Genomic DNA, 12469 nt, shown 5'->3' on the forward strand with positions numbered 1-12469 from the left:
GATAGTTGCGAGAGTCGCACACTACGTCCGACCGGCTGATGGTATTTGGGGGTTGTATGTGATGTGAGTTCCGCCGATTCCGGGAGGAGCAAGGATGGTCATCGCCGACGAGTCCGTGCCGGCCGACATCGTGGATCGACTGCTCTGGCAGGACGCGCAGCAGATGCTGGATCGCCATGCCGGACCGGGCGACGACGCTAGCTGCGTCTGGTGTGGATGGCGGTGGCCGTGTGCGCCCCGGCGTCTGGCCGAGCGGGCCGACGCCGCGTCCCGCCGCCCGTGGCGGGAGGCGTGGACCCTCCGGCACGACCTGAACAGCATCCGGGCGATACCGGGCCTGCGGGCCGGGTTCGAGGACAACAGCGGTCGCCGCGCCGACTCGCCCCCGGGCCGGCGCCGCTCGGACACCAACCGCGGCTATTTCGACTAAAACTCCAGAAAGCATCGACGTCGCCCGACAGCTTGACCGTCCCCCGGCAGGCCAAGGCTTTCAGCCCGGCGGCCGACGTCGTCGAGCGGTCGATGCCGGCGCGCCCCGCCAGCGCACCGGCGTCCCGCGCCCACAACCCGCCCAGCGACCGGATTGCAGGGAAACGGCATGCCTCCGCTGTTTCCCGCGCCTCCGGCCAGGCGCAACCCCGGTTTCCGGGCGGGGCGGTTGGCGGGAACGCGTGACCACAGGTTCCCCCGCAACACCTGGTCGCGCGTTCCCGCCCACCGAGTCACCGAAGTGATAGCGAATATCGCAGCTGCGGCACGGGTTGCCCGCTGACCGCCTCGACGCGGGTCCCGCCGTCGGGCACCCAGCCGCCCCGGTCGTAGAACCGGCGCGCGCGATCGTTCTCCTCGAGCACCCAGAGGACGGCCCGCTCGCCGCCGATCTCCTTGAGTTGCTCCAGCGCGTTGGCCATCAGCTCACGCCCGATCCCGGTGCCGACGAGCTCGGGCACGACGTGGATGGCGTACAGCTCGACGGCGCCGTCGGTCTCGCTCGGCCCGACGTAGGTGAATCCGACGATTTCCCCGTCGCGGTCGGCGACGGTCAGCCGATGTGTCTCCTGCTCCCATTTCCACCGCTCCGACCACCAGTCGCCGAGGGCCTCGGCCGACCCGCCACCCAGCGTCTCCGGCGCCAGGATGTGGGCGTAGGCCGCGGAGCGGGAGCGCCAATGCACGCGTCCGACAGCTTCAAAGTCAAGATCTTTTCCCGTACGCAGGTGCATCGGTCCAACCTACTGGCGTAGTAGGTCGCGGTGTCCGTAGGTCCAGTCGTAGGCGGCGCGTACGGCGTCAACCGTTCCGTTCTCCCGGAGCCGGACCATCGCGGGCTCGCCGGCGTCGGCCGCGGCGTCGATGCCGCGCCGGCACCGGTCCTGCCACCACAGGATCGCGTCGACCAGAGCCCGGCGGTCCGCCAGCCCGTAGGCGTCGGCGATCACCCGCACGAGCCGGGCCGCCTCCGCGGCGTCCCGCACGTCGGGCCCGAGCCCGCAGTATTGCCAGCAGACATGCGCGACGTCGTGGATGCGGTCGCCCGGCGCGGCGATGTCCCAGTCGACGAACGCCACCGGAAGCGAGTCGCGATAGACCGTGTTCTTCGGCGAGAGGTCGTTGTGGCACACCACCTCGTGCCCGCCGGCGAGTTCGGTGCCGGCCGTCAGATCGTGGAACCGGCGCACGAGCCGGGCCACCTCGATCAGGCTGCGTTCCGTCCGGATCTCTTGACCGGGCCGCCACGGAACCTCGCCGTCGACGAAGCTGAGCACGTCCCGGCCGCGGTCGTCGGTGCCGAGGTAGCGGGGCGCACCGGCCCACCGATGCTCCTCGAAGTGCCGCAACAGGCGGTGCACGAACTCCGCGTCGCCCGGCGGCGGCTTGCGCACCGTGCCCTCGACCAGCACGGCGTCGCTGACGAAGCCGCCCTGCAGTGGCTGTTCGCCGGCCGGAAGCTCGTAGACGAGTTCCAGCCCGTCCTCGTCGTCCCACTGCTCGCCGATCCGGCGGAAGCCGTACGACAGCGCCAGGTTCGACGAGGCCAGGTTGTCGGGGCGGATGCTGACCCGCACCCGGTGGACGCCGGGTTCCCGGGCGGCCCGGGCCAGCAGCGCCCCGAGAGCCGCACGCGCATAGCCACGACGCCGGTAGGCAGGATCGATGCGATAGCCGATCTCGACCATGCCATCGGCGTCCGGCGGCCCGTGGAAGCCGGCCGCACCGACCGCCAGCGACTGCCGCTCGTCCCGGACGATGCCGGTGACCCACGCCGCGGCGACCGGGTCCCGATCGCACTGCTCGCTGCGCATCCGCCACAGGCCGCGGCATTCGGGGCCGGCGAGGTAGTCGGAAAGCTGCACCGAACTGGCGGCTTCCGCACCGGCCCGGTCACCCTCGGCCAGGGCCCGGAACACGGCGCCGCTCAGATGCACGATGCGGACCTCGGTCACCGGGCCGGACTTTCCACACGAGGCGGCACCGGGATGCGCATCAGGTCTTCGGCGATCACGATGTCGCCGTCGAACTCGGCCCCGGCCTCGTCGAGGAAGCGGGCCGGGTCCTGGTAGCGCTGGGAGAAGTGGGTGAGCACGAGCCGGCGCACCCCCGACTCGCGGGCCACCGATGCGGCCTGACCGGCGGTCAGATGGCCGACCATGCGGGCCATCTCGGCGTCGGACGCCAGGAACGTCGACTCGATCACGAGCATGTCGACGCCCGCGGCGAGCTTGTAGACGTTGTCGCACAGGCCGGTGTCCATGACGAACGCGAAGCTCTGCCCCGGCCGCTCGGCCGACACCTGGTCCAGGGTCACGTCGCCGAGGCGTCCGGCTCGCTGCAGCTCACCCACGGCGGGACCGGAGATGCCGCGGGCGGCCAGGGCCGACGGCAGCATGCGGCGGGTGGGTGGTTCCTCGATGCGATAACCGTACGCGGGCACGGAGTGCCAGAGAGGCAGGGCCGTGAGCGGCCCGTCGGCGAAGTCGTCGCCGACCGGCGACGCGATGATCTGGGCGTTGTCCCAGTAGCTCGTGGCGTGCCGCAGGCGCTCGTAGTATTCCTGGCCGGCCGCCGGGTAGTGCACGACCACCGGGTGCGGCACCTTGTCGAGCGAGATGCGCTGCAGGATGCCGGGCAGGCCGAGGCTGTGGTCGCCGTGGAAGTGGGTGATGCAGATGCGCCGGATCGGGGTGACGGCCAGGCCGGCCATCAGCATCTGGCGCTGGCTGCCCTCGCCCGGGTCGAAGAGGATCGCCCCGTCGTCCCAGCGCAGGAAGTAGCCGTTGTGGTTACGGTGCCGGGTCGGGACCTGGCTCGCCGTGCCGAGAACGACCAATTCGCGTGTCAAAGGGACTCCACAAATAAAGCGACCCCCGGGGACTTCCACGGCGCCGAAGCGAACGTGGTCCGGTCGGACAAGGCCGGATCCCCGGGGGTCGGGTGGCTGTCGCGTATTCGCCTGACCGCTGCCACACGGTCTCGACGTTCAATCACGAAGCTGTCGAGGACAGCGGCTAGCGGACAGCCACCTCACGAGTCCCGTTGCTATACAACTTCGGACCACCTCCCTTCACGTGTACGGCCAACTTAGCTGGGCGGCGGCCGATCGCCAACGCTTTTTAAATCACTAGAGACGCGGGAATACCCGCGGGGACATTTCGGTGCCTTCCACCGCAAGTGACGCGGGGCCGATGAGCTGCGGGTCGGGACGGCCGACGATCTCCTCGTCCTTGTCGGCGTAGTCGAACCGGTTGAGCACGTGCCGCATCGCCTCGAGCCGGGCCCGCTTCTTGTCGTTGCTCTTCACCACCGTCCAGGGCGCGTCGGCGGTGTCGGTGTAGAAGAACATCGCCTCCTTCGCCTCGGTGTACTCGCCCCACTTGTCGAGCGAGGCGAGGTCGTTGGGCGAGAGCTTCCACTGGCGTACCGGGTCGACCTGCCGGATCGCGAAGCGGGTGCGCTGCTCGCCCTGGGTCACCGAGAACCAGAACTTGATCAGGTGGATGCCGGAGCGGACGAACATGCGCTCCAGCTCCGGAGCCTGCCGCATGAACTCGAGGTATTCGGCCCGCGTGCAGTAGCCCATGACCCGCTCGACGCCGGCCCGGTTGTACCAGGAGCGGTCGAACAGCACGATCTCGCCGGCCGCCGGGAGATGGCTGATGTAGCGCTGGAAGTACCACGAGCTGGCCTCCCGCTCGTTCGGCTTCTCCAGAGCGACCACGCCGGCGCCGCGCGGGTTGAGGTGCTCCATGAAGCGCTTGATGGTGCCGCCCTTGCCGGCCGCGTCCCGTCCCTCGAAGAGGATCACCAGGCGTTCGCCGGTGTCCTTGCACCAGTTCTGGAGCTTGAGCAGCTCGATCTGGAGCAGCCGCTTCTGGTGGTCGTACTCGTGGCGGGAGATCCGCTCGTCGTACGGGTAGTCCTCGCGCCACGTGTCCACCGGGGTGCCGTCGGCGTTGAGCAGCACCGGGTCGTCGTCATCGTCGTCCGCGACCCGATAGCCGCCCAGCTCGCTGAGCGGGCCGCTGTAGGGCGGGGTCACCTGCTCGTCCTGGTATCCGTTTTCATATGCGTGATCTGGCTCGGCCTGCATGTGTGAATTCATACCCACGCACACCTACCCCGCATCTTTCCCGGCGGTGAACATCAGCCGAGCCATTTCCGAAGCTTCCTCTTCCGGGACGTCTCGACAACCACCGGCAACTGGGCGTACGTCTCCCGGCCCACCTGTTCCTGCCGGGCCCACAGAATGCCGAAGTGGAAGCTGTCGGAACCCCACTGTTCGAGCAGTTCCCGGGCGACCACCGAATCCTGATGGGCGCCGAGCACGTCCTGCAGATCGGTGAGCGCGCCGACCAACTGCTTGGCCGGTCGCCCGACGGTCGGCTGGAAGACCTCGACCGCGTACCGGGCCCGCTTGTAGGCCTTGCGGGCCTCGTGGAGCTCGTGGTCCTGCCCCGCGGCCACTGCCTGATCGAGCAGGTCGTCGGCCTTCTCGAGATCACGACGGACCCGTCGGAGCGGGTCGTTCTCGACCCGCGGAGTGCGATCGACCAGCCGGTCGATGCGGTCGAGCAGGACGAGGTAGCGCTCGCTCTCCAGCGCCTCGTCGAGGGCCGCCTGACCCCGCTCGACCTGCGCACCGAGGTGTTCGCGCACACGGGCGGCCACGTCGGGGAACTCCACCCCCTCGAGGAGCTTGCCCGACAGGACCTGCCCGTCGCGGACCTCGCCGAGCAGTCCGGCCAGCCATTTGAGCTCGTCGCGGACCTCGTCGGCGTCGCCGAAGGTGCGCTTGAAGGTCTTCAGGCAGCTGCGCAGGCGCCGGGTGGCGACACGCATCTTGTGCACGGCCTCGCCCTCCCCGCGCCGGACGCCCGGATCGAACCGGTTGAGGTCGTCCCGCTGCTCCTTCGCGTACCGAAGGACGGGGTTGACCTTGATCTTGCCGTTGGGGTCGGAGACCGGCGCGCGGTCGCCGAGGGCGCGGGCGACCTTGGAAGGACCGGCGGCGGCCCGGGCCCCGGCGGCGAAGAGCTTGCGCTCGACCGCGTCGAGGACCTTGGCGTCGCCGTCGACCAGCTCGACCTCGATCTCCTGCCAGCGCTGCTCCTCGCCGTCGACCACCGCGGTCACCCGATCCTGCGCGACCAGTGCCAGCGTGCGGCCCGACTCGTCCTCGAGCGGGGTCTCGATCCGGTGGGTGCGTAGCTCGGCGACCGGTTGCAGTGGCCGGCGCCGGATGATCGCGCGCACCTGTTTGCGCAGCTCAACCGGCACTTCGCCATTGCTGGTGCCGAGCGGCAGCCGATGCTCGCGGCGGCTGCCCGCCTCGGCCGGGGTCTTCAGATGCCAGCCCGCGTCGTGCCCGCCGGTGCGGCGTCGCAGAGTCCGGCGGTTCCGCATCAGGCTCAGCTCGTCGGTGTCGAAGTAGGTGGCGTCGAGGTCGTGGGTCTCGGCGGTGCCGGCACTGCGAATGCCGGCCGATCCGGTCAGGGACGGCAGCTCGAAGCCCTCGGGTACGTCGTACTTGCGCTCGGTTTCGGTCGCGATCTGCACCCCGTTCATGTTGCCCGTATCCGGCCGCTCTAGACAGGCCAACCGATTAGCAGGCTCTGCACAGCCGGTTCTCAGGAAGGACTGGCACCGTGGTGGGCCGGTCGAACGTCAGGGGGACCAGATGGAGAAGCAGGAGCGTCGCCCGATCTCGCTGGCCGGGCTCGGTCTGATCGGCGCGGGCGCGATTCTCGGCCTGACGCTGGCCACTCCGGCCCAGGCCGCGCCGACCGATACGCCCCGCCCGGAGCCGAAGCCGATCGTGCAACAGCCGCACGAGGAGCGCTAGCGGGCCCGGTTCCGCAGATATAGGGCACGCTGATAATTCGCCGCCGCGGCACCGAAGTACATCGTCGCGAGGCCGGTGTGAAAGGTGTTGTCGGTGATCGCATTCTTGGCGTTGGCCGAGTCGGACCACCGGATCTCGGCGTCCGACGTGCTGATCCCGCGGCGCGCACAGCGCAGGCGGTTCATCTCCTTGCCGACTTTCCACGTCGTGAGCGCGGTTTCGGCGTTCTTCATCATCTCCCGGGCCCGCTCGATCAATGACTCGGCGAGGACCCAGGCGGCTCGTTCCTCGTCGCTGTAGAACGCTGGCATGGCCTCAGTTTGCGCAGCATGTTGGGATATGTCGATCTTTTTCAGCCACGGGTGTGAACGTCTGCTCTACCGCTTGCTGTTCTGACTGCTCGAGGACATCACTGTCCACATCGGTCCGCGCGCCTGGCCGGCCGGCGATCTTTTCAGCGGTCGGAGCACCAGGTAGCCTCGCGCGCGTGATCTTCCGACGGCGGGGCAAGGGTGACCCCACGGCCGCTATCCAGGAGTTCTGGGCGTGGTGGGCGACCGCGCGCCCGCGGGCCGAGAAGATGATCGCCGGGACGCCGGATGACGCGCTGGTGGCCGAGATCGGCGACCGGGTGTCGGCGGTCCACCCCGGTCTGCAGTGGGAGTTCACGGCCGGCGCCGACTCCGCTCACCTGCTGGTGGTCACCTCGGCCGGCGACGCCGGCCTGCGGTCGCTGGCCGAGCGGTGGCGCCGGGCCGCGCCGGACGCCGACCGCACCTTCGGGTACGCGTCGGCCCGCCAAGGTGACCCGGGCGCGCTCGACGGCGCGGTCCTCGACATCGCCGGGCACCGGCTCGACCTCGGTGAGCTGCGGTTCGGGGCGGTCGTCGACGCCGAAGCCAGCGTCGTGCACGTGACGGTCTGGCACCCGGTCTTTCCCGGACTGCCCGAGGAGGCCCGGCTGCAGGTCGCTTTCCTGTCCCTCGACTGGGTGCTCGGCGAGGACCGGGTCGAGATCTGGATCGGCGCGATCAGCACGGCGAGCGAGCCCGGCCCCGAACTGACCGGCCCTGATCTGACCGGCCCAGATCTGACCGGGGCCGGTCTGGCCGAGGTCGTCGACGGCATGGTCCCGGCCGAAGGGGAGGCACTGTGGTCGACGATGGCCGGCAGCCGGAAGGGCAAGCCGCTGGTCGCCCTGGTGCAGACGCCGCTCAAGGCGGCACGGTGGCCGGCGTACGACCTGCACATCCGGATCGACGTGCCCTACCGGTCGCGGGACGAGAACGGCTTCCCGGCCGAGGACGCCTTCCCGGCCCTCTACGCGTTGGAGGACCGCATCGACGCCCGGGTCGACGGCGCGGTCGTGGTCGCACACGAGACGTCGGACGGCGTCCGCACCACCCACCTGTACGCCGAGCGCCCGGCCGCCGCGGCGGTGCTCGAACCGCTGCTGCTCGACTGGCCGGACGGCCGCATCCGCTTGAAGGTGACGCCCGACCCCGGCTGGACCGCCGTCAGTCACCTGGCCAGATGAGCATCGCGGGGGCGCGGACCGTCATCGTCCCGTCCCCGTTCGAGACCGAGCGGGCGAACACCGGGTCGACCAGCGGGCGCGGCCACCGGGTGGTGCTGTCCCAGACGAAGCCCTCGAGCAGTTCGAGTTCGTCGACGACCAGGTCGCAGAGGTCGAAGCCGCACACGTCGACGCCGATGGCGTACAGCTCGTCGGAGAGGTCCTGGGCCGCCGAGCGGGCGAGGTCGGTGGCCCGGATCGCCTTCCGCAGACCGGCGAGCGAACCGGCCCGCTTGCTGAGGCTGGGCGGCCGCCGGCGGGCGCGGGCGGCCGGCGGCGGGTCGATGTCGTCGAGCGCGGTCAGCACCCGGGCGACCGCGGTCTCGTAGGTGCGGACGACGCCCGCCTCGGCCGGGAGCGGGCACACCCGTCCGAGGCGGCCGCAGCGCATCGGCAGGGCCACCTTCACCGCTCCGACCGTGATCGCCGCGGCGCTCAGCGGGTAGCCGCGGTCCGGCCGGTCGGCGAGCAGTTCGCGCAGCATGCGCGCGATCAGTGCCAGTACGGTCAGCGCGGCCAGCGCGTCGTCGCGGACGTCGAGCACGTCGCGCACCTGATCGGGCCGGACGCCGGCGGTCCGCGCCGGCATCGCTCTCGCCCGGAACACGTTGCCAGCCATACCGGTCAGATAACCGTCGTTCCGGCCGACGGCGTCGCACTAGCTGGGCGGGTTTCCGCAGTCGTCACCGATGTCGAGGGAGTGGTCGGCGCGCAGGTAGTTGTCGGGGTCCTCGGTGTTGGACGGTGCGGCCACCGGCGCGCTGTCCATGCGGGTCGGCGCGAGCAGGCCTTTGCCGGCGGCCGTGCAGTCGACGAGGGCACCGTACGACCTGGTGTTGATCAGCCACATTCCCCGGTCACCGGTCCGCAGGTTACGGGTGTCCGGGAAGTCCCAGTCGATCTGGTCGTGCTCGGCCGCCAGCGGATGCTCCGGGCCCTCGAAGGCATAGACCCAGACGTAGTTGGTGGTGATCCGCAGGGTCCGGATCCCGCCGACCGAAAGCGAACGATAGGTGGTGCGGCCGCTGACCCGGGGCGGTTCGGCCGGGTCGAGACGCACTGCCGGGTCGATCCAGGTCGCCACCGTTGACAGGTCCTGGCCACTGAACCAGCCCTTGATCACCTTGCGCGAGTTCGGGGCGAGCAGGCCCAGGAACTTGTCCGGCTTGTGGCCGACCAGCATCTGCGGGTCGAGCCGACCGGCGATCATCGCGGCGCGTACGTCCTTGAGAGCGGCACCCACCTGGGCGGCGGAGAAACCGGCGACCTTGGTCGCCGCCGGCATCGTGATGCCGGCAGCACCCTTCGGATAATGAGCCGCCGGCGACCCGGCGAAGGGATCGGTCGGTACCGCCTTCGCGGTCGTGGTCACGCTGATGCCGGACGGCACGCTTTCCGTCGGGTACGCGCCGGACGCCTCCCGGTTTCCGGCGACCGCCGACCTCAGCCCGGGTACGACAGCGACGACCACCAGGGCGGCGACCACGACCGCGAGCATCCAGAACCCGCGGCGCTGCCAGCGCTCCCGGCGGACGCGCTTCTCGGTCTTCCTGGCCCAGTCCTCGAGACCGTCGAACGGGTCTTGTTGATCCACGGCGGAGAAGTATCGTCCACCGCGGATCTCTGCGCTGCCCCGCCCGTCGGACCAGGGTTGTCAGGTCAGGCCGTCAGGTCAGATGCACCAGCAGGTCCTGGCGGGTCAGTACGCCCGCCGGCTTGCCGTCGATGAGCACCAGCGCGGCGTCCGCCTTCTCCAGCAGCGCGACCGCCTCCCCCACCGGCTGACCGGCACCGATCATCGGCAGCGGGTCGCTCATGTGCCGCTCGATCGTGTCGTGCAGGTGAGCCTGGCCGGTGAACAGGGCGTCGAGCAGGGCCTTCTCCGCTATTGAGCCGGCCACCTCGCCGGTCACCACCGGCGGCTCCGCCTTGAGCACCGGAAGCTGGGACACGCCGTACTCCCGCATATAGTCGATCGCGTCGCGGACCGTCTCGGTCGGGTGCACGTGGACGAGCGGCGGAATGCGTCCGCCCTTGCCCTCCAGCGCATCGGCGACCTTGGGCTCGTCACCGACGGCGTGCAGGAAGCCGTACCGGGCCATCCAGTCGTCGTTGAAGATCTTGGACAGGTAGCCGCGGCCGCCGTCCGGCAGCAGCACCACGATCAGGTCGTCCGGGCCGGCCTTGCGGGCCACCTCGAGCGCGGCCACCACGGCCATCCCGCACGAGCCGCCGACCAGCAGGCCCTCCTCGCGGGCCAGCCGGCGGGTCATCTCGAACGAGTCCGAGTCGGAGACCTCGATGACGTCGTCGCAGATGCCGCGGTCGTACGTCGTGGGCCAGAAGTCCTCGCCGACGCCCTCGACCAGGTAGGGACGGCCGGTGCCGCCGGAGTAGACCGAACCCTCCGGGTCGGCGCCGATCACGCGTACGTCGCCCTGCTCCTTGAGGTAGCGCCCGACGCCACTGATCGTGCCGCCGGTGCCGACCCCGGCCACGAAGTGGGTGATCCGCCCGTCGCACTGTTTCCACAGCTCGGGGCCGGTCTCCTCGTAGTGGGAACGCGGGTTGGCCGGGTTGCTGTATTGATCCGGCTTCCAGGCCCCGGGGATCTCGCGGGCCAGCCGGTCGGAGACGTTGTAGTAGGAACGCGGGTCTTCCGGGGCGACCGCGGTCGGGCAGACCACGACCTCGGCCCCGTACGCCCGAAGGACGTTCTGCTTGTCCTCGCTGACCTTGTCCGGGCAGACGAACACGCACTTGTAGCCGCGCCGCTGAGCCACCAGGGCCAGGCCGACACCGGTGTTTCCGCTGGTCGGCTCCACGATCGTGCCGCCCGGCTTCAGCAGGCCGGCGGCCTCGGCGTCCTCGATCATGCGCAGGGCGATGCGGTCCTTCACCGAACCGCCCGGGTTCAGGTATTCGACCTTGGCCAGGACGGTTGCGGCGATGCCCTCGGTGACGCTGTTGAGCCTGACCAGGGGCGTGTTGCCGATCATTTCGACGACGTTGTCGTAATAGCTCACACCTCAGACTACGACGGTCCTCGCCCGCTGCTTCTCCCACTCCAGGAAGCGCTCGGTCTCGCTGAGCACGGTGCCCGCCAGCCAGGCGATCATCACGGCGTCGTCGGCGAGCCCGAAGACCAGGAAGATCGCCTCCGGGATGAGGTCGATCGGCGACACCACGTACGCCGTGGCGGCCGCCATCAACGCCACCCGCATGCCGCCGTCGTACTCCCCCTTCGCGGTGGCCTTGAGCATGCGGGGCAGCGCGGCCACCCGCTTGCCGAGCGAGGGACCACCCCGGGCACCGGAGACCAACGCCTTGGTCAGCGCCGTGAAGGCGGCCGTTCGTTTCAGCGTCTTAGCCATTCTCCAACTCCTCTCCGTCCCCCAAGCATTACTTAAGCGCGCCATGATTGCCGGTCGCCGCCACGCGTTAGCCTCGAATCAAGGGGGACGGGGGAGGCACAGTGAGCGTCATCCAGCTCAGCAACCAGGATTGGCGCCGCATCAAGGTGGCCGGGCAGATCGCGGGTGGGGTCACCGGCACGATCGCCGGCGTGGCCGCGCTGTCGGTCGGTCTGCTGCTGCGCCAGGCGGCGGACGCCCGCCGGATCATCCCGATGGCCGAGGCTCCCCCGCCGCGCGGCGACGGGGTCTACGGGGCGAAGTTCGGCGGCAAGCCGATCAGCATGGTCATCCTGGGTGATTCCTCGGCCGCCGGGTACGGCGTACACCGTCCGCGCGAGACTCCCGGAGCGCTCCTGGCCACCGGGGTTTCCCGGCGGCTGCACCGCCCGGTGCGGCTGCACCGGGTGGCCGTCGTCGGCTCGATGTCGTCCGGCCTGCCCTACCAAGTGGACGCCGCCCTCGAATACCGGCCCGACGTCGCGGTCATCCTGATCGGCGCCAACGACGTCACCCACGCCTCGGTGCGGGCCGCCGCCGTACGCCATCTGGCCGACGCCGTTCGCTGCCTGCGGGACGCCGGCTGCAAGGTCGTCGTCGGCACGTGCCCCGACATCGGCGCGATCCAGCCGATCAAGCCGCCGCTGCGCTGGCTCGCCCGGAAGTGGAGCCGTGACCTGGCCGCCGCGCAGACCGTGGCGGTGGTCGAGGCCGGCGGTCGCACGGTGTCGCTGGGCAACCTGCTGGGCCCGATGTTCGCCGCCGACCCGGTGCGCATGTTCTCGTCCGACCACTTCCACCCGTCCGCCGAGGGCTACGCCCGGGCCGCCGCCGTGGTCCTGCCGACCCTGCTGGCCGCGTTGGGCGAGGACGACCGCCCGGCCGCCGAGGTCGGCGTGCGCAGCCTGCCCGAGGCGGCGCAGGAGGCGGTACGCGCGGCGGGCACCGAGGTCAGCCCGGTTCGCGGACCGGCCGGGCGCTGGGCGGTGCTGCGACGGCATCCCTGGTTCGGCGAGCCGCGGCTCTGGTTCGGACACCATCGCACCCCTTCTCATGACGACAGCGCATCCGTTCCGAGCGGCCGCTCCGCCTCGGGCGCCGTAGGCTGGACGCCAGAGGATCACTGACTGCGCTCAGCAG

14 protein-coding genes are annotated in these 12469 nt (G+C 70.3%); 4 read left to right on the plus strand and 10 right to left on the minus strand.

The window, feature by feature from the left end; genetic code table 11:
* The first annotated feature begins 94 nt into the window (after positions 1 to 94).
* Positions 95 to 430 (plus strand): hypothetical protein, encoded by a 336-nt coding sequence (locus ACIA5C_RS19915; protein ID WP_396056574.1) that lies wholly within the window; start codon positions 95 to 97, stop codon positions 428 to 430.
* 292 nt (positions 431 to 722) lie between these two features.
* On the opposite strand, the gene ACIA5C_RS19920 is transcribed toward ACIA5C_RS19915, so the two are convergent.
* The 5 genes from ACIA5C_RS19920 to ACIA5C_RS19940 form a co-directional block, all read right to left on the minus strand.
* Positions 723 to 1175: a GNAT family N-acetyltransferase gene (locus ACIA5C_RS19920; RefSeq protein WP_396056576.1), complete on the minus strand. Its 453-nt coding sequence runs from the start codon at positions 1173 to 1175 to the stop codon at positions 723 to 725.
* 57 nt (positions 1176 to 1232) lie between these two features.
* Positions 1233 to 2444, minus strand: a complete 1212-nt coding sequence (locus tag ACIA5C_RS19925) for a GNAT family N-acetyltransferase (protein ID WP_396056578.1) — start codon at positions 2442 to 2444, stop codon at positions 1233 to 1235.
* Positions 2441 to 3340: a ribonuclease Z gene (locus ACIA5C_RS19930; protein WP_396056580.1), complete on the minus strand. Its 900-nt coding sequence runs from the start codon at positions 3338 to 3340 to the stop codon at positions 2441 to 2443. Before ACIA5C_RS19930 ends, ACIA5C_RS19925 begins: the two co-directional genes overlap by 4 nt.
* A gap of 279 nt (positions 3341 to 3619) precedes the next feature.
* Positions 3620 to 4588, minus strand: coding sequence for a polyphosphate kinase 2 (gene ppk2, locus ACIA5C_RS19935; protein ID WP_396056582.1), 969 nt, complete (start codon positions 4586 to 4588; stop codon positions 3620 to 3622).
* 53 nt (positions 4589 to 4641) lie between these two features.
* On the minus strand, positions 4642 to 6054 hold the full coding sequence (locus ACIA5C_RS19940; RefSeq protein WP_396056584.1) for a CHAD domain-containing protein: 1413 nt from the start codon (positions 6052 to 6054) through the stop codon (positions 4642 to 4644).
* Positions 6055 to 6175: 121 nt separating this feature from the next.
* Here ACIA5C_RS19940 and ACIA5C_RS19945 point away from each other — a divergent pair, with 121 nt between their 5' ends.
* Entirely contained in the window at positions 6176 to 6340 is a 165-nt protein-coding gene (locus ACIA5C_RS19945; RefSeq protein WP_396056586.1) for a hypothetical protein, read from the plus strand.
* Here the strand turns inward: ACIA5C_RS19945 and ACIA5C_RS19950 are convergent.
* A complete protein-coding gene (locus ACIA5C_RS19950) occupies positions 6337 to 6651 on the minus strand; it encodes a hypothetical protein (RefSeq protein ID WP_396056587.1) in 315 nt (104 codons plus the stop codon). The genes ACIA5C_RS19945 and ACIA5C_RS19950 overlap by 4 nt on opposite strands.
* 176 nt (positions 6652 to 6827) lie before the next feature.
* On the opposite strand from ACIA5C_RS19950, the gene ACIA5C_RS19955 reads away from it, so the two are divergent.
* Positions 6828 to 7877, plus strand: a complete 1050-nt coding sequence (locus ACIA5C_RS19955; RefSeq protein WP_396056589.1) for a DUF695 domain-containing protein — start codon at positions 6828 to 6830, stop codon at positions 7875 to 7877.
* On the opposite strand, the gene ACIA5C_RS19960 is transcribed toward ACIA5C_RS19955, so the two are convergent.
* From ACIA5C_RS19960 to ACIA5C_RS19975, 4 genes are all read right to left on the minus strand, one after another.
* A complete protein-coding gene (locus ACIA5C_RS19960; protein ID WP_396056591.1) occupies positions 7858 to 8505 on the minus strand; it encodes a hypothetical protein in 648 nt (215 codons plus the stop codon). The two genes, ACIA5C_RS19955 and ACIA5C_RS19960, sit on opposite strands and share 20 nt — an antisense overlap.
* A gap of 69 nt (positions 8506 to 8574) precedes the next feature.
* On the minus strand, positions 8575 to 9510 hold the full coding sequence (locus ACIA5C_RS19965; protein ID WP_396056592.1) for a hypothetical protein: 936 nt from the start codon (positions 9508 to 9510) through the stop codon (positions 8575 to 8577).
* A gap of 73 nt (positions 9511 to 9583) precedes the next feature.
* Positions 9584 to 10942, minus strand: a complete 1359-nt coding sequence (locus ACIA5C_RS19970; RefSeq protein ID WP_396056594.1) for a cystathionine beta-synthase — start codon at positions 10940 to 10942, stop codon at positions 9584 to 9586.
* A 3-nt stretch (positions 10943 to 10945) separates the two neighbouring features.
* Positions 10946 to 11290, minus strand: coding sequence for a YkvA family protein (locus ACIA5C_RS19975; protein ID WP_396056596.1), 345 nt, complete (start codon positions 11288 to 11290; stop codon positions 10946 to 10948).
* Positions 11291 to 11391: 101 nt separating this feature from the next.
* Here ACIA5C_RS19975 and ACIA5C_RS19980 point away from each other — a divergent pair, with 101 nt between their 5' ends.
* The gene (locus tag ACIA5C_RS19980) at positions 11392 to 12456 is read left to right on the plus strand and encodes an SGNH/GDSL hydrolase family protein (RefSeq protein WP_396056598.1); all 1065 of its coding nucleotides are present in this window, start codon (positions 11392 to 11394) and stop codon (positions 12454 to 12456) included.
* The last annotated feature ends 13 nt before the right edge of the window (positions 12457 to 12469 follow it).

It is taken from the genome of Actinoplanes sp. NPDC051343, assembly GCF_044455125.1.
In the GTDB taxonomy this organism is placed as follows: Bacteria; Actinomycetota; Actinomycetes; order Mycobacteriales; family Micromonosporaceae; genus Actinoplanes.

What these genes read in the sequence shown, in the direction of transcription:
- ACIA5C_RS19915 (WP_396056574.1), top strand. Translation starts at nt 95, where the DNA reads ATGGTCATCGCCGACGAGTCCGTGCCGGCCGACATCGTGGATCGACTG.
- ppk2 (WP_396056582.1), bottom strand. Translation starts at nt 4,588, where the DNA reads ATGCAGGCCGAGCCAGATCACGCATATGAAAACGGATACCAGGACGAG.
- ACIA5C_RS19945 (WP_396056586.1), top strand. Translation starts at nt 6,176, where the DNA reads ATGGAGAAGCAGGAGCGTCGCCCGATCTCGCTGGCCGGGCTCGGTCTG.
- ACIA5C_RS19950 (WP_396056587.1), bottom strand. Translation starts at nt 6,651, where the DNA reads ATGCCAGCGTTCTACAGCGACGAGGAACGAGCCGCCTGGGTCCTCGCC.
- ACIA5C_RS19960 (WP_396056591.1), bottom strand. Translation starts at nt 8,505, where the DNA reads ATGCCGGCGCGGACCGCCGGCGTCCGGCCCGATCAGGTGCGCGACGTG.
- ACIA5C_RS19975 (WP_396056596.1), bottom strand. Translation starts at nt 11,290, where the DNA reads ATGGCTAAGACGCTGAAACGAACGGCCGCCTTCACGGCGCTGACCAAG.